This is a genomic window from Stagnimonas aquatica, assembly GCF_003730135.1.
GTDB classification, from domain to species: domain Bacteria; phylum Pseudomonadota; class Gammaproteobacteria; order Nevskiales; family Nevskiaceae; genus Stagnimonas; species Stagnimonas aquatica.
This window is the reverse complement of record NZ_RJVO01000003.1, coordinates 353,255-374,421: the sequence shown is the minus strand read 5'-3', so window position 1 is coordinate 374,421 and position 21,167 is coordinate 353,255. Positions and strand designations below refer to the sequence as shown.

The 21,167-nt window shown below is 68.1% G+C and carries 17 protein-coding genes; 6 read left to right on the top strand and 11 right to left on the bottom strand.

Annotation, left to right across the window (positions count from 1 at the left end; translation table 11 throughout):
- Positions 1-17: 17 nt before the first annotated feature.
- Positions 18-2,840 carry a putative rubber dioxygenase RoxC gene (roxC, locus tag ED208_RS17300; protein WP_158608491.1) on the bottom strand — a complete coding sequence of 941 codons (2,823 nt, stop codon included), beginning with the start codon at positions 2,838-2,840 and terminating at the stop codon, positions 18-20.
- Positions 2,841-2,990: 150 nt separating this feature from the next.
- Here roxC and ED208_RS17295 point away from each other — a divergent pair, with 150 nt between their 5' ends.
- From ED208_RS17295 to ED208_RS08940, 3 genes are all read left to right on the top strand, one after another.
- Positions 2,991-4,037 carry an AraC family transcriptional regulator gene (locus ED208_RS17295; protein WP_158608490.1) on the top strand — a complete coding sequence of 349 codons (1,047 nt, stop codon included), beginning with the start codon at positions 2,991-2,993 and terminating at the stop codon, positions 4,035-4,037.
- Positions 4,038-4,613: 576 nt separating this feature from the next.
- On the top strand, positions 4,614-6,281 hold the full coding sequence (locus tag ED208_RS08945; protein WP_199720564.1) for a CocE/NonD family hydrolase: 1,668 nt from the start codon (positions 4,614-4,616) through the stop codon (positions 6,279-6,281).
- 189 nt (positions 6,282-6,470) lie between these two features.
- Entirely contained in the window at positions 6,471-8,651 is a 2,181-nt protein-coding gene (locus ED208_RS08940; RefSeq protein WP_123211535.1) for a DUF6351 family protein, read from the top strand.
- 172 nt (positions 8,652-8,823) lie between these two features.
- On the opposite strand, the gene ED208_RS08935 is transcribed toward ED208_RS08940, so the two are convergent.
- The 4 genes from ED208_RS08935 to ED208_RS08920 all read right to left on the bottom strand — a co-directional run bounded on the left by ED208_RS08935 (position 8,824) and on the right by ED208_RS08920 (position 14,169).
- Complete coding sequence (locus ED208_RS08935; protein WP_123211534.1) at positions 8,824-9,102, bottom strand: hypothetical protein; 279 nt, start codon at positions 9,100-9,102, stop codon at positions 8,824-8,826.
- Positions 9,103-9,286: 184 nt separating this feature from the next.
- Positions 9,287-11,767: a TonB-dependent receptor gene (locus tag ED208_RS08930; protein WP_123211533.1), complete on the bottom strand. Its 2,481-nt coding sequence runs from the start codon at positions 11,765-11,767 to the stop codon at positions 9,287-9,289.
- A gap of 110 nt (positions 11,768-11,877) precedes the next feature.
- The gene (locus ED208_RS08925) at positions 11,878-12,741 is read right to left on the bottom strand and encodes a PA4780 family RIO1-like protein kinase (RefSeq protein ID WP_123211532.1); all 864 of its coding nucleotides are present in this window, start codon (positions 12,739-12,741) and stop codon (positions 11,878-11,880) included.
- 57 nt (positions 12,742-12,798) lie between these two features.
- Positions 12,799-14,169, bottom strand: a complete 1,371-nt coding sequence (locus tag ED208_RS08920; protein WP_123211531.1) for a flavin monoamine oxidase family protein — start codon at positions 14,167-14,169, stop codon at positions 12,799-12,801.
- 77 nt (positions 14,170-14,246) lie between these two features.
- Between ED208_RS08920 and ED208_RS08915 the strand changes: the two genes are divergently transcribed.
- Complete coding sequence (locus ED208_RS08915) at positions 14,247-14,903, top strand: TetR/AcrR family transcriptional regulator (RefSeq protein ID WP_123211530.1); 657 nt, start codon at positions 14,247-14,249, stop codon at positions 14,901-14,903.
- A 140-nt stretch (positions 14,904-15,043) separates the two neighbouring features.
- On the opposite strand, the gene ED208_RS17290 is transcribed toward ED208_RS08915, so the two are convergent.
- From ED208_RS17290 to purM, 4 genes are all read right to left on the bottom strand, one after another.
- Positions 15,044-15,538 (bottom strand): WbuC family cupin fold metalloprotein, encoded by a 495-nt coding sequence (locus tag ED208_RS17290; protein ID WP_158608489.1) that lies wholly within the window; start codon positions 15,536-15,538, stop codon positions 15,044-15,046.
- On the bottom strand, positions 15,535-16,245 hold the full coding sequence (locus ED208_RS08905) for a DUF3108 domain-containing protein (RefSeq protein WP_123211529.1): 711 nt from the start codon (positions 16,243-16,245) through the stop codon (positions 15,535-15,537). Before ED208_RS08905 ends, ED208_RS17290 begins: the two co-directional genes overlap by 4 nt.
- Positions 16,242-16,901, bottom strand: coding sequence for a phosphoribosylglycinamide formyltransferase (gene purN / locus ED208_RS08900; protein WP_123211528.1), 660 nt, complete (start codon positions 16,899-16,901; stop codon positions 16,242-16,244). Before purN ends, ED208_RS08905 begins: the two co-directional genes overlap by 4 nt.
- Before the next feature lie 181 nt (positions 16,902-17,082).
- A complete protein-coding gene (gene purM / locus ED208_RS08895) occupies positions 17,083-18,117 on the bottom strand; it encodes a phosphoribosylformylglycinamidine cyclo-ligase (protein ID WP_123211527.1) in 1,035 nt (344 codons plus the stop codon).
- A gap of 77 nt (positions 18,118-18,194) precedes the next feature.
- Between purM and ED208_RS08890 the strand changes: the two genes are divergently transcribed.
- Positions 18,195-19,331 (top strand): AI-2E family transporter, encoded by a 1,137-nt coding sequence (locus ED208_RS08890; RefSeq protein WP_123211526.1) that lies wholly within the window; start codon positions 18,195-18,197, stop codon positions 19,329-19,331.
- Positions 19,328-20,026, top strand: coding sequence for a DnaA regulatory inactivator Hda (gene hda / locus ED208_RS08885; RefSeq protein ID WP_123211525.1), 699 nt, complete (start codon positions 19,328-19,330; stop codon positions 20,024-20,026). The genes ED208_RS08890 and hda overlap by 4 nt, the downstream gene beginning before the upstream one ends.
- A gap of 91 nt (positions 20,027-20,117) precedes the next feature.
- Here hda and ED208_RS08880 read toward each other — a convergent pair whose 3' ends face one another.
- Both ED208_RS08880 and wrbA read right to left on the bottom strand, forming a co-directional pair.
- Positions 20,118-20,477: a DUF2069 domain-containing protein gene (locus ED208_RS08880; protein ID WP_123211524.1), complete on the bottom strand. Its 360-nt coding sequence runs from the start codon at positions 20,475-20,477 to the stop codon at positions 20,118-20,120.
- Positions 20,474-21,070: an NAD(P)H:quinone oxidoreductase gene (gene wrbA / locus ED208_RS08875; protein WP_123211523.1), complete on the bottom strand. Its 597-nt coding sequence runs from the start codon at positions 21,068-21,070 to the stop codon at positions 20,474-20,476. Before wrbA ends, ED208_RS08880 begins: the two co-directional genes overlap by 4 nt.
- Positions 21,071-21,167: the final 97 nt, after the last annotated feature.

Below are 21,167 nucleotides of genomic sequence, written 5' to 3'. Positions count from 1 at the left end.
GGTCGGGCGCCCCCTGCTCACAGCGTCTTCATGTATTCGAGCAGCGCGCGCCGCTCAGCATCGGTCAGCGCCTGGGTCCACTCGTGGCCGCTGTTCTTCTTCGAATAGAGATTGGTGTTGAAGATCTTGCGGATCTCCATGCCGGCGTCGCCGACCGGGGGCGGCACGATCCAGCTCGGCCACAGCAGACCGCCACCGACCGTGCGCAGCACCCAGTCGATCTCGGTGGGCAGCGGCGTATCCGGCTGGCAGCTGTAGTACGGGATGCCCTGGGGGCCGGCGCCGCAACTGAGGGTCTCGTGCTTCCAGCCCAGCGCCTCGAAGTCGTAGCCGCCGTCCTCGCCGCTCAGGCGGTGCTCGAAAGCATTCACCAGATGGTCCGGCGTCGTGGTGCTCTGGCGCCGCCACATGCTCGGCCGGTCGCTCGGCTTGAGCACGTCCCAGACGGTGGGCACCGAGCCGTTGTGAAAGTACGGCGCGCTGGCCCAGACGCCGTGCAGCGGCGGCGTCACATAGCCCACCGTCTTTTCCTCGAAGCCGCAGGCACCCTTCACCCGGCCCATGGTCTCGCTGGCCGGGATCGGCGCGATCAGCGGCAAGGTGGCGCCGAGCACGCTCGTCAGCACATCGCCTAACGGTTGCAGCAGGCCCATGCCGTCGAGATTGCGGCCGAGCTGGTCGGCGAGTGCGGGGCCGTTGGTGAGGCCGTCAACGTAGCCGGAGTAGTCGTCTAGGAACTCGGTCAGCGGATCCTTGTTCTCGGGAAAGCGGTAGTTGGGCTGGGCATCCGGGTAGGACCACCAGAAGGTGCTGACGAAGCCACGGATGTTCTTCGCCCAGCCGGTCGCCTGCGCCGGATCGGTGCCGATGATCTCGATCGGCACGGTATAGCCGGCCAGGCCGATCATTTTCGGATCGGGCAGGAAGCGTTTGTCGTTGGCGTAGCGCGGCGAATAGGCACCGTGGCAGCCGGCGCAGGCGCCATTGCCCTTGGGCTGCGGGATGTCGGCGTTCTTGCCGTCGGCCCAGAGGTTTTTTTCGTGGAACAGGATCGCGCCCTGCTCGGCCAGTGGCCGGTTGATGCAGCCCTCCTTGTCGCCCGGCGCCGGGCTGCCGTCGCTGCCGCTGCAATAGCCCTGCGGGTAGTCCGGCGCCTCCACCGTCAGCGACCAGTCGTGCACGCTCTCGAAGATGCCCTCGTTGTTGAGCACGTCGTCGCCGCTGAGGCTGTTGACGCTGCCGAAGTACATGTTGCCGCGCGAGGAGTCGGTGCTGTGGCCGCCGAACCAGAGATAGCGCGACTTGTTGTGCAGCCACCACCAGGCCGGTGGGTCCTGGTCGCCGTAACTCGGGTGCGCGGGGTCGACGAAGGCGTGGTTGAAGTTGAGGGTGTCGAAATCGCGGATCGCGACGATCGCCTCGATCTCGGTATCGGCGGCATTGCTGCCGCGGGTGGTGTTGACCAGCGGCAGGTAACCCACCGGCGGCAGGTGCAGGTTGAACGGCTGTTGGGCGTGGATCAGATCGACGATCAGCACACCCAGTTCGGTGTCGGTATTGGGCAGCCCCATGAAGCTGCCGTCGGAGTTGCTGCCGTAGCTGAACGCCTGCCGCAGCCCATCGCGGCCGGCTACCTCGCCCTCGCCGATCTGCCCCGCGTGGCAACTGAAGCAGTTGAGCCCTAGCTGGCCGTTATAGACGCCGTCGGCATCACGTCCCTGGGCATAGCCCAGCGGCAGACGCCCGGTGCCGCCGAAGGTCTTGCTGAGCAGCTTGGTCTCGTCAATGCCCTTGGCGCTGTCGATCACCGGATACGGATTCGGGTACTCGTACTCGTAGCTGCCCGGCGCACTGCCAGGGCGCGGCGGGGTCGGCGAGTGGCCGTAGCGCTCGGAAACCTGGGAGTCGAAGTTGTCCGGCCGCTGCGAATAGCCCCAAACCTGCCAGAGCTTGTTCCAGGACTGGGCATCGCTGCCGCCGATGCCGCCACCGCCGCTGCCATTGCGAGGCGAATTGGTGGGCGAGTAGGCGATCCAGTCATGCCCTTCCTTCACCCGCGCACGCCATTCGCCGCAGGTCGCGGCATAGGGTTTGGCGGTGTGGATCGGCGTCTTGCCGGCGGCCAGCCGCAGTTCGTTCTGCTTGGCCTGGTTCTCGAACAGCGTCTCGGTGTGGCAGATCTCGAAGGGATCGTTGAAGTGGACGGCGTACTGGTCGTTGTCGATGTTGCCGCTGCTCTGGAGCATGAAACGGCGCGGATCGGCCTGCCAGTCGATGACCGTGTTGTCCGGCGCGCCGTCGCAGAGCTGGTTGACGAAGTAGTGCTTGCCCGGGTTGCCGAGCAGGGCCTGCTCCTCGACGGCCGGGCCACCGCCATCGCCGGCGATCAGGCCGGCGCAGGCGCCGGGGCTGTCCCAGCAGCCGAGCAGGACACGCATCGCCGAGTAAGCGGCGCTGCCCTTGGGCCAGGGCGCACCGCCGGAATGCGGTTGGGAGTCGGTGTTGGAGGCCTTGGTGAGAATCCGGTTGCCGTCGACGCCGCGACCGAGTGTTTCCCAGGACTGCCGCAGCTGGGCGTAGTCCTGGCTGCGGTCGGCGGTCAGCATGAAGCGCCGGCCTTCGGCGGTGTCGGCCACGCCGCCGGGCAGATGGCAGGTCCGGCAGAAATCCAGCTTGGACTGCACCCGTCCGGCGAAGTACGCCTTGTCGTCGGCAAAGCTGCCGCCCCCGGGGTTGCCACCGCCGGCGGCATCGACCGTGCCCTGGTAGTTGCCCGAACAGGCTGCCAGGACCAGACCCAGCGCCGTGACCACCGCAGGGGTGGTCCAGTTGTTGTTCATCGTTCTCTCTCCCGAGACGGCACGCCGTCTCCCTGGCTGGCCGTTGCACGAGGCATCTTGGCGCGCCCGGCTTTGCAGCGTGAGGGGCCAAGATGCCAAGATGGCTGTCATATCGGGCCACGCCCCCGTGGCCCATTTGCCCCGAACCGCATGAAGCTGGAAGACCTGCACAAGCCGGCTGTACCCGTGGCCTACGGCCGGCTGATCCTGGAAGTCGCCGGCAAGCTCGGGGTCTCCGCCGAGAGCCTGCTCGACGGCCAGGGCATAGCCCCGGAGCTGCTGGACAACCCGGAAGCGCGGCTGTCGATGCTGCAGGCCAACAATTTGCTGTACCGGGCGCTGCGCCGCAGCGGCAACCCGGCGCTGGGCTACGAGATCGGCCTGCACAGCGGCCTTACCACCCACGGTTTCATCGGCTACGGCCTGATGAGCCACCGCAGCCTGCGCGAAGGCGTCGGCTTCGGCGCCCGCTTCCTGCAACTGCGGCTGCCCAATCTCAGCCTGCGACTGTTCGAGGACGGCGAGCAGGGGGTGATCGAAGTGCGCGAAACCCTGCCCTTGGGCAGCGTGCGGCAATGCATGCTGGATCTGTTCCTGGTCGGGATCTGGCAGATGGCCAACTACTTCGCGCCGGAGGAGATGCGCAACCGCGCCGAACTCTGTTTCGACACGCCCGAGCCCGCCTACTACGCCCGCTACCGAGACCGCTTGCCGCCGGCGCGCTTCGCCATGCCCGCCAACCAGCTGCGCTTCCCGGCGCGGGTGCTGGATCTGCCGCTGCGGACCGCCGATCCGATCACCGCGCAGCTGGTGACCCGGCAGTGCGAGCAGGAGTTGTCGCGGCTCGGCTATGCCAAGGATCTGCTGGTGCAGGTGCGCGCCCTGCTGGTCGGCCGGAATGGCGAATATCCCGATCTCGAACAGCTGGCGGCCGCCCTGCATGTCTCCAGCCGCACGCTCAAGCGCCGCTTGCAGGATCACGGCCTGAGCTTCCAGGCGCTGCTCGACGAGGTTCGCCGCCGCGACGCCCTCGACCTGCTTGCCGACCCGACCCTGGGCATCGAGGAGATCGCCCGCCGCATCGGCTACGGCGATCCCGCCAACTTCACCCGCGCCTTCCGCCGGTGGACCGGCCAATCTCCCAGCGCATTCCGGCGCATCTCGCTCGGGCCGGTCGCCGCCGAAAGCTCCGGCTGAGCGAGTACCTCCGCCAGAATTTTCCCTGTGCCCGGGGCTACGGCGGGCAGTTGCGGCTGAGTCGTCGGACTGAAAGAATGCCGCCCCGCGTCAGTCCCCGGCCTGCAAGCCTGGGCGCGAGCGCGGCAGAACGGATCACTCACGCGGGCGCTGTCCGCAGTGCAGTGACCCAATAACTAATCGCAGGCTGCTCAGCAGCCGCTGTGCTGCTTGGAGAGAGTCCCGGTGAGTCTTGGCCCCCGCGCCGCTGCGGCGCTGTTTCCGCGATCTGGGCTTCCGCGTGCCGGAGGCCGCCGCGAACGGCGTTCCCGAGGAGTTCGGGCGTTGCAGATCGCGGTGCTGAGCTTGTCGATGGCGGCTTGCGGCGAGTCGGCGCTACCCAACCCGCAAGACGGCAGACCGGATCCAGGGACACCAGGGCTGTCTGGATGGAGCACGCTGGGAACCCGTGCGGCGCCTGCGGCGGACAAGGGCGCGGCCAGGAGTGGCGCAGGCTGGCGCGGCGCAGGGGCCTGGCAGGACTACCTCCCGGCCGAGCGATTTGCCGGTCAAAGCACCAGTCAGCACAGCATCGTCATGGCCGACGGAACCGTACTTTCCGCGGCCGTCAGCCTGCCGGCCGACGCCAACGGCAATCGCGTCCAAGACCGCTTGCCCACCTTGGTCACCCTCACCGGCTACAACAAGAACCTGCCCGGCAACACCCCGGTCAGCGCCTTTCTGGGGCGCCACGGCTATGCGGAGGTTCTGGTCGATGTCCGTGGAACCGGCTCTTCGGGAGGCGACTGGGACATGTTCGGCCCCGTCGAGCAGGCGGACTACCGTCCCATCCTCGACTGGGTGGCGGCACAGCCCTTCTGCGACGGCAACATCGGGCTCTATGGCGAATCGCTGCTGGGCATCACCGCCGCCCTCGCCGCCTCGAAACAACATCCCGCCGTCAAGACCGCCTTCCTGAAAGTGCCGATGGCGGACGCCTATCGCGACATCGTTTTCGCCGGCGGCCAGACCAGCCTCAGCTTCATCCCCGCCTGGTTTCTTCTGGTCATGGGTGGGTCGGCACTCAACCCCGAGACCCTGGCAGACCCCATCACCGGCCTGCCAAGAACCGTCGGACAGTTGCGGCATGCGCTTACCCGGCAGGAGGTTCCGTTCCTGCTCAAGGCGCTGCTCGGCGACGACGACACCGTGTACGACAACGCGTTCTGGAGCAGCCGCTCCCCCATCGAGCATGCGGCGCAGATCACGGTGCCGACCTTCATCCTCGGCGGCCTGCAGGACATCTTCCAGCGCGGCGAGCCGCTGCTCTACGAAGCCATCCAGCAACACGGGGAGGCCAAGCTGCTGATCGGCCCCTGGACCCACACCAAGCTGGGTGCCGGCCTGCCAGCCGATGGGGTGCCGGCGCTGGAGCACATCGCCTTGCAGTGGTTCGATCATTACTTGCGTGGTCTGGACACCGGCGCCGACAGGCTGCCGAACGTCACCCAGTACGTCCAGGGCTTCGACCACTACGTGAGCAGCGAGGACTGGCCGCATCCGCGCGCCACGGCCAGACGCCTGTACCTGCGCGGCGACCAGCGCCTCACCGAGGACGCACCCGGGGCCGCAGAAACCAGCCGCACCACGATCCAGTACCCGCTGGGCGGCCTCTGCTCGGCCAGCACCGTGCAGTGGACAGCCGGCCTGGCGGGCAATCTGCCGCTGCCCTGCCTCACCGACAACCGCTTCGCGGAGACGCTGGAACTGCAATACCAGACGGATCCGATGGCCGAGGACATCTACGTCAACGGCCCCATCCTGGCGACGCTCTGGGTATCGACGACGGCGCGGGACGCCGGCTTGTCGGTACGGGTCGACGATGTCAGCGAGGCCGGGATCCAGCCGCTGACCAGCGGGCTGCAGATGCTGTCGGCGCGCGCCGTGGACGATGCCCGCTCGCGCCGGCTGGATGGCGAGTTGTTGCAGCCCTGGCTGAGCTATACCTCGGCGAGCGCCGATCACGTCGAAGCCGGAGAAATCGTCCCGGTTTCGGTGGAGATCTTTCCCACCAGCGCGCTGATCCGCGCCGGCCATCGTCTCCGCATTTCCATCGGATCAAGCGACTTCCCTCGTGGTTTGCCACCCGCGCCGCTGCTGCTGGCCAGCGCCGCCGGCGCGCTGACGGTCCATAGCGACGGCGAGCACCGCTCCAGCCTGGTGCTGCCGGTGGTGCCGACCGACGCACTGACGCTGCCGCGCTGAGCCGCGAAGCCCTCATCCCACTTCCGTCCGCTGTCAACCGGACGGCGATCCACATTGGCTAGGAGAAAATCGATGCACCGGCATCTCAGATCAGCGGTACTGGCGGCAGCAATCGTCCTCGGCGGCTGTGGCAACAGCGCTCCCCCGCTGAATTCCGACCCCTCGGGTTCTGACCCCTCAAGTCTGCCGATGTCGGTGCTCTCCAACCGCGCGGACCTCATCAGCGGCGGCGACGCTCTGGTCGCCTTCGCGGCGCCGGCGGGTGTCGAGCCACAAGCCGTCAGTCTCAGCCTGAATGGCAAATCGTCGCCCGCGACGTTCAAGCGGATGCCGAATGGACAGCTCGGGAGCCTGTTGACTGGACTCGAGCTTGGGGCCAATGCCGTCGTCGCCCGCTTTCCCGGCGGTAGCGCGGCCACCACGATCGTCAACCATCCTGCGGGCGGGCCGGTGTTCAGCGGTCCGCAGCTGATGCCCTGGCTTTGCCGCAACTCCGGCGCGGTGGACGCCCAGTGCAATCAGCCGGTCGAGTACCGCTATGCGTACAAGTCGAGCAATCCGCTCAAGGCCGGCATGCAGACCTACGACCCCGGCAATCCGCCCACCGATGTCGCCCAGATCACCACCGAGAACGGCTTGACCCTGCCGTTCATCGTCCGCATCGAAACCGGCTACATGGACCGCGACCAGTACCAGATCGCGGCGCTCTACCAGGTCGACCAAGCCTGGACGGCGACGGAGCCGCAACCGCAGTTCAACCACAAGCTGGTGATCAACCACGGCTTCGGCTGCGGGGTGGAATACCAGACGGCCTCGGCGCCGGCGGTGGCCCCGGGGGCCGGCACCGCGATTCCAGTGGTCGGCGGCCAGCTACCCATCGGCTTGCCCTTGGTCGAGGTATTGACCGACGCCACCGAGGTGGCGCTCGGCAAGGGCTTTGCAGTGATGTCGACGGCACTCGACAACAGCTCCCACAACTGCAACGTCGCCTTGCAGGCGGAGTCCCTGGTCATGGCCAAGGAGCGGGTCGTCGAGCAGTACGGAGACCTGCGCTACACCATCGGCCAGGGCTGTTCCGGCGGCTCGCTCGCCATGCAGTGGATTTCCAACGCCTATCCGGGGATCTACCAGGGGATTCTGCCGACCTGCTCGTTTCCCGATGCCTGGAGCACCGCCACCCAGTTCGCCGACTACCATCTGTTACTCGCCTACTTTCAGGATCCCTCACGCTGGGGCGCGGGCGTTTTGTGGTTGCCCACGCAAATGGGCGACGTCATGGGACACCTCTCGTTGCTGAACGCGATCGTCAGCGAAAACGCCCAGTTCCATGTGGCCGTGGCAACCGATCCCTGCGGCGGCACCACCGACGAAACCCGCTATCACCCCACCAACAATCCGGCCGGTGTCCGTTGCACGGTGATGGATGCCGCGATCAACCTCCTCGGACCGCGCCAGCCGGAGGATTGGGGTGAAGTTGAGAAGCAGCTTGGGCGGGGATTCGCCGGCTTCCCGGTGGATAACGTCGGGGTGCAGTACGGGCTCGGAGCCCTGCGCGCCGGCTTGATCCTGCCCGCGCAGTTCGTCGATCTGAACGTCGCCATCGGTGGACTCGACATCGACACCAAGCCGATCCCCTCGCGCACGCCTGCGGCGCAACCGGCCCTCGCCAACGCCTACCGTACCGGCCTGATCAACGAAACCAACAACCTCGACCAAACCGCCATCATCGACTGCCGAGGCCCTGACCCCGGCGCCTTTCACGATGCGTACCGCGCCTTCGCGATCCGCGCCCGACTCGACCGCGAGCATGGCAATCACGACAACCAGGTGATCTGGGAGGGACCGCTGTTGATCATGGGCGACAACGAGTGCGCGCGGAACAGCTTTGCCGCCATGGACGCCTGGCTGGCCGCCGTCGAGCAAGACCTGAGCCCGATGCCGCTCGCCCTGAAGCTGACGACCCACAAGCCGACCAACGTCGTTGACGCCTGCTATGACGGCCTCGGCCAGCGCATTAGTGCGGGCCTGTGTCCCGAGCTGATCGTGCCGGTGTATGGCACCCCCCGCACGGTGGCCGGCGACGCCATCAGCACCGACACCAACAAATGCCAGCTCAAGCCGCTGGACCGCAATGACGACTACGGGTTGTTGCCGTTCACCGACGCGCAGTGGGCAAGTCTGTCTGCGGTGTTCCCGGAGGGCGTCTGCGACTACAGCAAGCCCGGCGTCAGCCAGCAAGGCACGATCCCCTGGCAAACCTATCAAGGGCCGCTCAATCAGGTGATCTACGGCGGTACTCCCCTGCCACCAGCGCCGGCGAACTCCGGCACCGCCTGGGCCGGCCCGGCATTTCAGGTCTTCACCCACTGAGTCGAGGAAGATGCGCGGTTCCCTGCCCCGGGCGCCGCGCCGTGCGACTCCCTGAGCGCCAGGTTTTTCCCAAGCGCGTCGGCGACGCCGGGCCCGGTAAGCGCGGAGATTCCGGACTGGCCAACGCAGCGATGCCGTCGCCCTGACCGGCGACGGCCTCGCCGCTGCGCCGCTAAAAACCTTCGCGCGGGTTCAGCGACAGCCTGGCGTCGGTAACGGCCTGCTTGCAGCCGGCGACGAATTCGGCCGGATAGCCGTTGCAGGCCTTGGCATCGAGCAGGCTGGCGCGTTGTGCCCACTGGTAGCCGTCTTCCTGGCTCTGGCAGTCGATCTTGCAGGGCGCGGCTTCGCCCTTCTCGGGGGTGCCGCCGCAGGCGCCGAGCAAACAGGCGGCGGTGGCGGCCAAGCACAGCGGGCGCAGGGCCTGGGAGCGGAAAGGCAGCTTGGTCATGGAGGCGCTATCTCGGATGCCGGGGCGGTTTGGCGGCGACCCTGCATCGAGTGTTTCTGGGGGCGACAAGTTCACTAGTCGGGCGGATCGCTCAGCAGGCTCTGCGCTGAAACACCCCCGCCCTGGCCCTCCCCCGCTTGCGGGGGAGGGAACCTGGCGCAGCGGATGGGGACTGGGCTTCGAGTTAGAACTTGACGCCGACCACGGCGAACAACTGCCGGCCGGGCGCCTGCTGGGCGAAGTAGGTACCGGGGAAGAAGGTGGCGTCGGTCACCTGGTTGAGCACGCGCTTGTCGCCCAGGTTGGTTCCGCCCACCGACAGGCTCCAGCGCTCGCGCACGTCAGCGACGATGAAGCGCGCGGCGTACTGATAGTAGGGATCGACATGGGTCGCCGGGTCGAGATCGACGTCGGTGTACTGGTCTCCCTGGTAAATGATGTCGCCCGCCAGCGTAAAGGCGACTTCACCGAACTCGTAGGTGAGCGAGGGCGTGAGCGTGCCGGTGGCCTTGGGCGCGAAGGCGATGCGCTGGCCGCCGAGGTTCTGCTTGGCGCCGATACCCTGTGAAATGGGCGCAGGCGCACCCGGGTAGTCGAGGTACTTGGCGTCGAGCAGGCCCAGCGAGCCGACGATGCGCAGCGGCCGGTAGGGCGTCAGCCACTGGAAGTCCGCCTCCAGGCCGCGCGAGCGGGCGGTGCCGGCATTGCTCACGTCGAACAGCACGCCGTTGAAGGCCAGCACCTGCAGGTTGTCGAAGTCGGTCTGGTAGAGCGTCAGGCTGGTGTTGAGGGTCTTGTTGAAGAAGCGGCCCTTGGCGCCCAGCTCGTAGGTCTGCGCGGTTTCGGCGTTGTATTCCAGCTTCTCGCCGGTGAGCGAGATGGCGTTGATGCCGCCGCTCTTGTCGCCGCGCGCGTAGGAGACGTAGTAGTTGACGCCGTGGTCGGCGAAGTACTGCATCGAGAGCTTCGGCGAGATGTCGTATTCCTTGCGCTTCTTGTCGGGCTGGTCGTAGTCGGAGCTGCCCAGCAGCAGTTCCATCACGCAGGGCGGCGCCGGGATGCCGGGCGGCAGCGCATCCTTGATCTGGCAGTGGCTTTGACCCTTGGTGCTGATCTTCTTTTCCTCCATGCCCAGGCGCACGCCGGGGGTGATGGCGAAGTGCTTGGTCCAGTTCCAGGTGAACTGCCCGAACAGGGCGTTGGCGGCGACCTTCTGGGTGTAATCGAACTGGTAGTAGTCGCCGTTGGAGATCAGGGGGCCGGTCAGCAGACCCAGATTGGAAAGGTCGAACGAGCCGAGAAAGCCCAGCGGCGACGAACTGAGCGCGCCGCCGCTGGCGAGCTGGGCAGCATCGTCGGTGAGCAGGTAGGAGGCCAGGTCCTGGCCGGCCATGATGCGCGCCAGCAGGGTGTAGTCGGAGTCGTAGCGGAACAGGCCGCCGACGAATTCCAGGCCGGTGCCCAGGCCGAACAGGCTGTCGGCCTTGCCGGTGAAGCGCAGCTCGGCGGTGAGCTGCTGGTGGTCTTCGTGGTTGTCGAGGCGGGCGATGTCGGCGGGCGAGACATCCAACTCGTTGAGCTGGTCGATGCGGAAGCGCGAGCCGCCCAGCACCAGCACGGTGTTGAAGTCCTTGAGCCCGGCCACCGGTCCCATCGCCCATTCGTTCTTCAGCGCGACGGTGTCGGAGCCCTTCTCGATCCAGCCCGGGGTGTCGAAAGAGGTGCGGAAGTTGTAGGGGTCGTCCTCGATGTTGGCATCGAAGTGCTGAAGGTAGGTGCGGGTGTCGGCGTCCAGCTTCATGAGCTGGAAGGGCCAGAACGGCGCGGTGGTTTCGGAGGTCAGCAGCATCAGCTCGCTGCTCCAGATGCCCGAGGCCAGCTTGAGCTTGCCGCGCACGGCCTGCTGCTGCAGGGAATCTTCGTAGCGGTCGAGAAACTGGTTGTAGGTCTGGCCGTCCTGCTCGCGGTAGAGAAAGCCGACGCGGCCACCGAAGTGCTCGCCGAACATGGCGCCCATGCCGCCTTCCAGCCGCTGCTCGCCCTGGCCGCCGTAGAAGTAGCGGGCGTCGGCGCTGGGCTCGCTGGTGGGGCCCTTGCTGATGACGTTGAACACGCCGGCGATGGTGTTCTTGCCGAACAGCGTGCCCTGCGGCCCGCGCAGGATCTCGACGCGGTCGATGTCGAACATCGACTCGGTGAAGTAGCCAGGGCGACCGAAGTAGAGATCGTCCTGCACGAAACCCACCGAGCTTTCAAAGCTGGGGTTGAAGGCGTTGGTGCCGAAGCCGCGGATGAATACCTGCGGCGAACCGATGTCGTCGGCATCGACGCGGGAATTTGGCACGTACAGCGAGACGTCGGCGAGGTCGGCGGCGCCGGTTTCCTTGATGAAGTCGCCGGACAGCGCGGTGACCGAGGCCGGCACCCGGCGCAGCGACTGCTTGGTCTTCTGCGCGGTAACCACCACCTCGCCGAGCTGGCGCGGGCCGGCCTTGGACTCCTCGGCCGGGGCCGGCGGCGGCGCCGATTCGCTCAGCGCCTGCACCGGCAAGCTGCCCAGGTCGGCGCTGCCCTCGGGCGGCACTGGCGTCGGCGCTTCCGACTGGGCCAGGACGCTGACGGGGAGCAGCAAGGCCGCGCTGGCGGCAAGCAACAGAGCTTTCATGGGGCTTAGGTGGCGAGCAGGTTTATGGTTATGCGCTAGCAATACACGGTCCAGGCTGACGATCAAGACCGCCCGCGCGCGCCAGGGTCATTTTTACCAAGCGGCGCCGCTCAGTCGTCCTGCGCCGCCTCGGCTTCCTCGCGGCCGCGCTGGCGGCGCTCGGCCTCGCGACGCGCCTCTTCGATCTGCGCCAGCACGCCGTCGACATCGGGCGCGCCGGGCGGGTGCTCGTAGCGACCGGTGAGCGGGCTGTCGGGCCGCAGCTCGCCGGCCTGGTAGAGCTGCCAGATCTCGTAGGCGTACTCGCTGTCGAGCAGCTCCGGCGCGTAGCGACCGCAGTAGGCGCGGATGTTTTCGACATCGCGCAGCAACATGCGGAAGGCGTTGTTATTGCCGGTGGCGTCCACCGCCTGCGGCAGGTCGATGATGGTCGGGCCGTCGGCGGCCAACAGCACATTAAATTCCGAGAGGTCGCCGTGGATCAGGCCGGCGCAGAGCATGCGCACGATCTGGTTGATAAGCAGCGCATGCCAGGCACGCGCCTGCTCGGCGTCCGGGTGGACATCGTTGAGGCGCGGCGCCGGCTGGCCCTGCTCATCGACCACCACCTCCATCACCAGCACGCCCTCGTAATAGCCCTGCGGCCGGGGTACCCGCACGCCGGCGGCGGCGAGGCGGTAGAGCGCATCGACCTCGGCGTTCTTCCAGGCCGCCTCCTGTTCGCGGCGGCCGTGGCGGCTGCCCTTGCCCATGGCGCGGGCATCGCGGCTGCCGCGCGCCTTGCGGCCCTCCTGGTACTCGGCGAGCTTCTGGAAGCCGCGCTGCTGCGCATCCTTGTAGACCTTGGCGCAACGGATGTGGCTGCCGCAGCGGACCAGGAACACCGAGGCTTCCTTGCCGCTTTTCAGTTGTCGCAAGACCGCATCGACGATGCCGTCGTCGATCAGCGGTTGCAGGCTGTTGGGGATTTTCATGCGGCATTGTGAGGGATCGCCCGCCCCGGCGGCCAAACCACCGGCACCGGATCGGCCTCAGCGCAGCTGGGCGCGCACCTCGGCAGCGGCGCGCTCGCCGGAGCGGATGGCACCGTCGAAGTAGCCGTTCCAGACCTCGGCGGTCTCGGTGCCGGCCCAGTGCAGGCGGCCGATCGGCTCGCGCAGCGCGCTGCCATAGTCGCTCCAGACGCCGGGCGGGAAGTAGCTGGCATAGCAGCCGCGCGACCATTCCTCGTCGGCCCAGCTCTGCTCGATGTATTCCCGCACTTGCAGCGCCTCGGGGCCGAAGTAGCGGGCGAAACATTCCAGCGCCAGCGCGCGTCGCCGCTCCGGCGTTTCGCGCAGCAGGCGGCGGCCCTCGCTGCCTTCGATGAAGCCCATGAGAATGCCGACATGGCCGTCCTGCGGCGAGTTGTCATAGACCAGCTTGATCGGCCCGGTATCGCTGGTGACCTGGCCGTTGCTGCCGGCGCGACGCCAGAACGGCGTGGCGTACACCGCGTTGACCTTGGTGACGGTGCCCATCGGCAGGCGCTGGGTGAGCTGGTCGCGCAGGCCGTCGAGCAGCGGGAAATAGCGGATACGCGCCGCCAGCGGCGGCGGCACGGCGACGATCACCCGCTGGCCGCGCACTTCAAAGCCGGCGCCGGAGACGGTCACGCCCTGCCCGTCCTGCTCGATGCGCTCGACGGCGGCGTTCAGCCACACCGCCTCGCCGAGCTGCTCGGCCATCGCCAGCGCGATGCGCTGCGAGCCGCCGACGATGCGCGCCTCCTGGGCGCCGCCCTCGGTGTTGATGAGCAGGTCCAGCGAGCCGGCGCTGTGGATGTAGAACAGCACATGCAGCAGCGAGAGATCGCGCGGCTGGGCCGAGAACACCGCCTCGATGGCCAGCTCGATCAGTTCCTTGGCGCCGCCCGTCCAGAGGCGGCGGTCCATCCAGCTCTGGAAGGTCTGGCCGTCCCACTCGGCGGCGCGCGGCGCGGTCCAGGGCGCGGCCAGCGGCACCTCCCTGGCCATGCGGTTGAGGCGGTTGATCGCCAACTGCGCCTCCACCGAACCGAGCAGATTGCCGGGCGGGATGCGCCCGGAGTACTGGCGCAGGCGGCCGCGCCGGTAGTCGGTAAACCGGCCCTCGCCCCAGGTCTTGAAGGTGGACAGCCCCAGCTCCTCGATCAGCGCCAGCACCCGGTCCTGGGTCGGCCCCACCCATTGGCCACCGATCTCCACCACGGTGCCGGGCTTGGCGCCCGGTGCGGTGAGCGCATGGTTGAGCGTGCGGCCGCCGACACGGTCGCGTGCCTCCAGCACCAGCACCTGCCGGCCTGCGGCCTGCAATTGACGGGCGGCACTGAGGCCGGCGAGACCGGCGCCGACGACGATGACTTCGGTGCTTGCACTGCGCATGGAGCGTCCTTGCTGGGATTGGCGCGCGGGGAGCGGAACGGGCAATATTCCGTACGCGTTATCGAAAATAGGAAACCATGCCCAGGAAGTCAACGCCGCCAGCCGCCGGGCCGGCCTCGACCGAGACCCTGCTGCGCAGCCGTGGCCGACCTCGGCGCAGTGTCGAGCACGAACAGCAGCGCCGCGCCCGGATCAGCGAGGTCGCGCGCCGGCTGTTTGTCGACGAGGGCTTCGAGGCGGTGAGCATGCGCCGGCTGGCGCAGGAAGCCGGCTGCGGCACCATGAGCCTGTACGGCTACTTCCAGAGCAAGAACGCCATCCTGCGCAGCCTCTGGGAGGACTGCTTCGCCGAGCTGTTCGCGCGTGTCCAGCAGGCCAGCCGGCGCGGCACGCCGCGCCAGCGCCTGGAGCGCGCCGCCACGGCCTTCGTCGACTACTGGTGTGCGCAGCCGCAGCACTACCGGCTGGTGTTCCTCAACCAGGATCACCGCAGCGGCGAGGAGCGCTACTACGTCGACAGCTCGCCGCTGATGGAGCGCTTCGGCCTGTTCCGCGAGCTGGTCGCGCAGTTGCAGACCACCGGCCAGGGCCGCGCTGGCGATCCGCAAGCGCTCAGCGAGGCGCTGATCTGCGCGCTGATCGGGCTCTGCCACGCGTTCATCACCATCCCGGAATTCCGGTGGCAGCCGCGCCCGGCATTGATTGCCGCGAGCCTGGGGATCGTGCTGGGCTAGGTCGAACCCCTTCCCCTGCGCAGCGGGGGAAGGCCGGGATGGGGGCGTTTTTTGCGGTCCTGATCCGCGCGCAAGAACCGCCCCCCACCCTGACCCTCCCCCGCTGCGCTGGGGAGGGAATCGCTGCCCGGCCGGACCACCTAGGCCAGATAGCGCTGCCCGGCCACAGCCCCGTGCAGCCAGCGCAGGCAATGGTCGGCCTCGGCGCTGCCCTCGACCGGCGCCCAAGGGGCGAAGTCCTTGTCGCTGGCGGCCTCGTAGGGGCCGAGCTTCACTTCCAGCAGCACCGCAAAGCCTTCGCGCACGATCAGCGAATGCCAGGTGTTGGGCGGGATCTGCACCAGGCACAGACCGTTGCCATCGACCGCCAGCCCCTGGCGCTCCAGCAGCGCGCCCCGGTCGTCGAACAGCAGCAGTTCGAAGGCACCGGCCAAGCAGGCGGTCAGCTCCAGCTTGTGGGCCTGGACATGCCGATGGGCGCGCACATAGGAGCCGGGCAGCATGCCCACCAGGAAGCGTTGCAGGGCATCGTCGGCGCCGCCGGCATGCAGCTCCAGATGCGCGCGGCGGCGCGGGCTGGCCTCCGCCGCCGCGCGCAGGGCCGCCAGTTCGGCCGGGCCCAGCCTGCGCGTCAAGGCCGGCCCTGGAGGCTGAGGTTGAGTTTGGCTTCGCCGTCCTCGACCTGCTCGACCTTCACCGGCATGTAGTCCTTTTCCGGCGCCAGCCAGAAGCGCAGCGTGGTCTTGGGATCGTCGATGCGCTCGAAGCGCACCGCCTCGAACTTGCCGGCCCCCGTCTCCACCGTGCCGCGCCCGGCAATGGCAAAGGTGTAGCTCTTCACCCGCTTGTGGTCGGCGATGGCGATCACCAGCGGCGCCGGCTTCTTGTCGCCGACGTGCTTCTGCACCCACAGACGCGCCGCCTGCTGCACGCTGAGCCGGTCCAGGGTGCCGGCGCTGATCGGCAGCGGACCGTTGCGGCCACCGAGCACCAATCCCTGCTTCCAGTCGAACTCGATGACGAAACCGTCCTTGCTGCGCTTGGGGTTGTTGAACTCCATGCGGCTGGGCACCACTGCGCCGTCGACCACGCAGAACTCGCTGGTCTCGCGCGGGCTGCCGTACAGCCAGCGCACCACGCCCACCGGATGGGTGTTCAACTCGTAGCGGTAGCAGTCTTCGCCGGGCTCGGCACTGAGCGTGAGCCGGCCCTCGCCCAGCGGCGTCGCGCCCCAGGACACGTCGTAGCTCAGCGACATCGGCTTCAGCGCCGGCGCCGCCAAGCCCAGGGCGGGGAGCAGCAGCAGGATCGCGGCGAGGCGGCGCAGCAAGGGCGGGTTCATCGGAACGGCTCCTCCAGGTCGGCGAGCGTACGGGGCTGCGACAGCGGCGCGCCCTGCAACCAGGCCAGGTCACCGCGCAACTGCAGATCGCCACGCGCCAGCCAGGCCAGCGCCTGAGGATAGATCTTCAGCTCGACCTCGTTCATGACCCGCTCGGCCAGGGATTCCGCCGAATCCTCGGGCGCGACGGTGAATGCGCCCTGAAGCACCAGCGGCCCGCCGTCCAGCGCCTCGGTGACGAAGTGCACGCTGGCACCGTGTTCGGCATCGCCGGCCGCGAGAGCTGCCGCATGGGTCTTCAGCCCCGGATGGCGCGGCAGCAGCGAGGGATGGATGTTGAGCGCGCGGCCCAGGTAGCGGCGGGTGAAGCCGGGCGTGAGGATGCGCATGAAGCCGGCCATGGCCAGCAGATCCGGCGCGTGGCGGTCGATGGCAGCCGCGAGCGCGGCGTCGAAGGCCTCGCGGCTGGGGTAGTCGCCGTGCGGCACCACCTCGGTGGCGATGCCGGCGCGACGGGCGCGCTCCAGGCCGTAGGCCTCGGCCTTGTTGCTGACCACGGCGGCGATGCGCGCCGGGATGTGGCCGGCGGCGCAATGCTCGATCAGCGCTTGCAGATTGCGGCCGCTGCCGGAGATCAGGACGACGAGGTTTTTCACGAAGGACTCGCTCGCCCCTTATCGCGAACCGTCCCCTCGCCCCTTGTGGGAGAGGGTTAGGGAGAGGGGTGGCGTCGTCGGAGACGACGTGCTTATCGCACCCGGATGCGAAACGGCGCTGCGCGCCGCCCCCTCTCCCCTCACCCCTCCCCCACAAGAGGGGAGGGGAACGGCAAAGGCATCAAACAAACCGCACTTCCTGCTTGCTCTTGACCATCTCGCCGAGCACGAAGGGCTTGAGCTTGCTCTTCTTGAGCTGGGCCAGCGCGGCATCGAGCTTCAGGCGCGGCACCACCAGCACGAAGCCGACGCCGCAGTTGAACACGCGCCACATCTCGTCCTGCTCGACATTGCCCTTTTCCTGCAACCAGTCGAACACCGCCGGCCGCTGCCAGCTCTTGGTATCGACCACCGCGCCCAGGCCTTTGGGGAAGCAGCGCGGCAGATTGCCGACGATGCCGCCGCCGGTGATGTGGCTCATGCCGCGCACCGGGATGCCAGCTTCCAGCAGCTTGAGCACCGGCTTGACGTAGATGGTGGTAGGCGCCAGCAGCGCCTCTTCCAGGGTCTGGCCGCTGAACAGCGGCGCGTCCAGGCGGGTCTTGCTGACTTCCAGGATCTTGCGGATCAGCGAATAACCGTTGGAATGCGGACCGCTCGAAGGCAGGCCGATCAGCACGTCGCCGGCCTTGATGCCGCTGCCGTCGATGATCTTCTTCTTTTCCACCACCGCGACGGTGAAGCCGGCGAGGTCGAAGTCGCCCTTGGCGTAGAGGCCGGGCATCTCGGCGGTCTCGCCACCGACCAGAGCGCAGCCGGCCAGCTTGCAGCCCGTTGCTATCCCCTTGATGACCTTGGCGGCAACCTTCTGGTCGAGCTTGCCGGTGGCGTAGTAGTCGAGGAAGAACAAGGGCTCGGCGCCGTTGACCAGCACGTCGTTGACGCACATGGCGACCAGATCCTGGCCCAGGCCCTCGACCCGGCCGGTGTCGATGCCGAGCTTGAGCTTGGTGCCGACGCCGTCAGTGCCGGAGACCAGCACCGGGTTCTTGTACTTCTTGGGCAGGCTGACCAGCGCGCCGAAGCCGCCGACACCGCCCAGCACCTCGGGCCGCTGGGTGGATTTGACGATTTTCTTGATGTCGTCGACGAGGGCATCGCCGGCGTCGATATCCACACCGGCGTCGCGGTAGGACAGGGAAGCGCGCTTTTTCATGGCTAATCGCGTGAGGGAACGCTGCTATTTTACCGGTCGCACTCCCATAATTCCGCCCCAACCCGCGATCCGCCCTCATGCACGCCGAGCCCCATACCCGTCTGCACTGGCGCGAATTCTGGCCCTGGCTGCTCGCCGTCCTGGCGCTGGCCGCCCTGGTCAGCGCGCTGGGCCCGATCCTGATGCCCTTCGTGGTCGGCGCCATCTTCGCCTACCTGGGCGACCCGCTGGTCGATGCCCTGGAGCGGCGCCGGCTGTCGCGCACCTGGGGCGTGAGCCTGGTGTTTCTGCTCATCACCCTGTCGCTGGTGCTGCTGATCCTCTTGATCGCGCCGATGCTGCAGCAGCAGGCGGTGACCCTGGCGCAGAACATCCCCGAGGGCCTGCGCTGGTTGCAGGACGTGGGCCTGGCCAAGCTCGGCATCCAGTTGCCGGACAATCTGCGGCTGGACTCCAACTACCTGCGCGACTGGATCAGCAGCCATTGGAAGGAGGCGCGCGGCGCCGCCGGCCTGGTCGCCGAATCCGGCCTGAAGGTGATGGCCACCATCGCCAACATCGCGCTGATCCCGGTGGTGAGCTTCTACCTGCTGCGCGACTGGGACAATCTGATCGCCTGGTTCGACACCGTCACCCCGCCCCGCCACCGGCCGCTGGTGCGGCGCCTGGCCCGCGAGTGCGACGAGGTGCTCGGCAGCTTCGTGCGCGGCCAGGGCCTGGTGATGCTGGCGCTGGCGCTCTACTACGCGCTGGCGCTGTGGGCGGCCGGACTCAAGCTGGCGCTGCTGGTGGCATTGATCGCCGGCCTGCTCAGCTTCGTGCCCTACCTCGGCTTCGCGATTGGTTTTGCCACCGCGATGATCGCCATGCTGGTGCAGTCGCCGGAACTCTGGCCGCTGCTCTGGGTGGTGGCGATCTTCGCCTTTGGCCAGGTGCTGGAAGGCAATGTGCTGACGCCGCTCCTGGTCGGCGACAAGATCGGTGTGCACCCGGTGGCGGTGATCTTCGCGATCATGGCCGGCGGCCAGTTGTTCGGCTTCACCGGCGTGCTGGTGGCGCTGCCCTGCGCTGCGATCCTGGCGGTGGGGCTGCGCGAGGTGCAGAGGCGCTGGCTGGACAGCAATGTCTACCGCTGGGGCGAGCAGCCGCAGGTCCCCGAAGCGCTGCCCGCGCCGGCCGACAGCGCGGCCGGCGGGGAGCCTCCGGCGGCATGAAGGGTCAGCAACTGCCACTGGCGGTGGCGCTGCGGGAGACCTCCAGCTTCGCCAGCTTCCACGCCGGTCCCAACACCCAGGCGGTGAGCACCCTGCGCGGTCTGCTGAACCCGGGAGGCGGACTGGCGCTGCTGCTGCACGGCCCGGCCGGCAGCGGCAAGACCCATCTGCTGCAGGCGCTGGGCCGCGAGGCTGCCAGCCTGCGCATCAGCCATGCCTATGTGCACCTGCCCAGCCATCTCGCCGAGTTGCCCGAGGCCCTGGCCGGACTGGAAGCGCGCAAGCTGGTCTGCCTGGATGGACTCGACGAGGCCCCATTGCCGGAAGCCGGGGTGCTGGCGCTGGCGCGGCTGATCGACGCGATCAAGAGCCGTGGCGGCAACCTGGTGCTGGCGGCGCGCAAGCCCGGGCACCAGTTGCAGTTCGCCCGGCCCGATCTCGCCACCCGGATCAGCGCCTGCGCCAGCTTCGGCCTGCGCCCGCTCAGCGACGAGGACCGCGCGCGCCTGCTGATGCTGCGCGCCCACGCCCGTGGCCTGCACCTGCCGGACGATGTCGCCCACTATCTGCTCAAGCGCCTGGCGCGCGACATCGGCTCACTGCTGGAGGCGGTCGAGACTCTGGACCGCGCCTCGCTCAGCGCCCAGCGGCGGCTGACCATTCCCTTCGTGCAGTCGGTGCTGCTGCGCGCTTGAGAAACGCGCTACTGGTCGCGGGCAAGCCCGCTCCTGCATCCGCTGCGCTGCGTAGGTGGGAGCGGGCTTGCCCGCGACCAACAACCAGCCACTAGCCCCGGCGCGTCAGCGCCTTGGCGCCCTTGGCGTAGAGCATCAGGGCCACGAAGTCCGCCGCCGCCACCACCGCCAGCAGCAGTAGCGGCAGCTTGAAGGCCGGCTGCATGTAGGCCTCGGACAGCAACAGGGCGCAGTAGAAGGCCACCAGCATGCTGGTCCAGGACGCCGTGTAGGCACGGCCGCGCAGCAGGCCCGGCAGCGGCAGCAGCAACGGCAGCACCGCCAGGGTCGCCAGCACCAGGGCCGACTCGCTGCCGGTGCGGGCGATCAGCGCGTACAGGCCGGACGCGAGCCCGAAATGCGCGGCCCAGACCAGCCACTTCAGGCGTTTCACCAGAGCTTCGATCCTCATGGCGCGAGCCTCGTCGCCGCCCAGGCCAGGCGCCGGCCGAGAGCCTCGCAGAGCGCGATCTCCTGAGCGTCCGGCTTGCGCGGCGCGCCAGCGGTGCCGGCAACGTGACTGGCGCCGTAGGGCGTGCCTCCGGACTGGGTGCTGGACAGCGCCGGTTCGGTATACGGCAGGCCGACCAGCAGCATGCCGTGGTGCAGCAGCGGCAGCATCATGCTCAGCAGCGTGCTCTCCTGACCGCCGTGCAGGGTGCTGGTGGAGGTGAACACCGCCGCCGGCTTGCCGGCCAGGGCGCCGGACAGCCAGAGGCCGGACGTGCCGTCAAGAAAATACTTGAGCGGCGCCGCCATATTGCCGAAGCGGGTCGGCGACCCCAGGGCGAGGCCGGCGCAGTCGCGCAGGTCGGCGGCCTCGCAATAGGGCGCGCCGGACTCCGGCACCGCCGGTGCCACCGCCTCGGTTTCCGCCGACACTGGTGGCACCGTGCGCAGGCGCGCGTTGCAGCCTTCCACCGAAGCGACACCGCGTGCGATGTGGCGCGCCATGGCGGCGGTGGAGCCGTTGCGCGAGTAGTAGAGGATCAGGATCTCGGTCATGGCGCGCAGGGTAGCCGATGACGATTGCGGATTGCGGATTGCGGATTGCGGATTGCGGATTGCGGATTGCGGATTGCGGATTGCGGATTGCGGATTG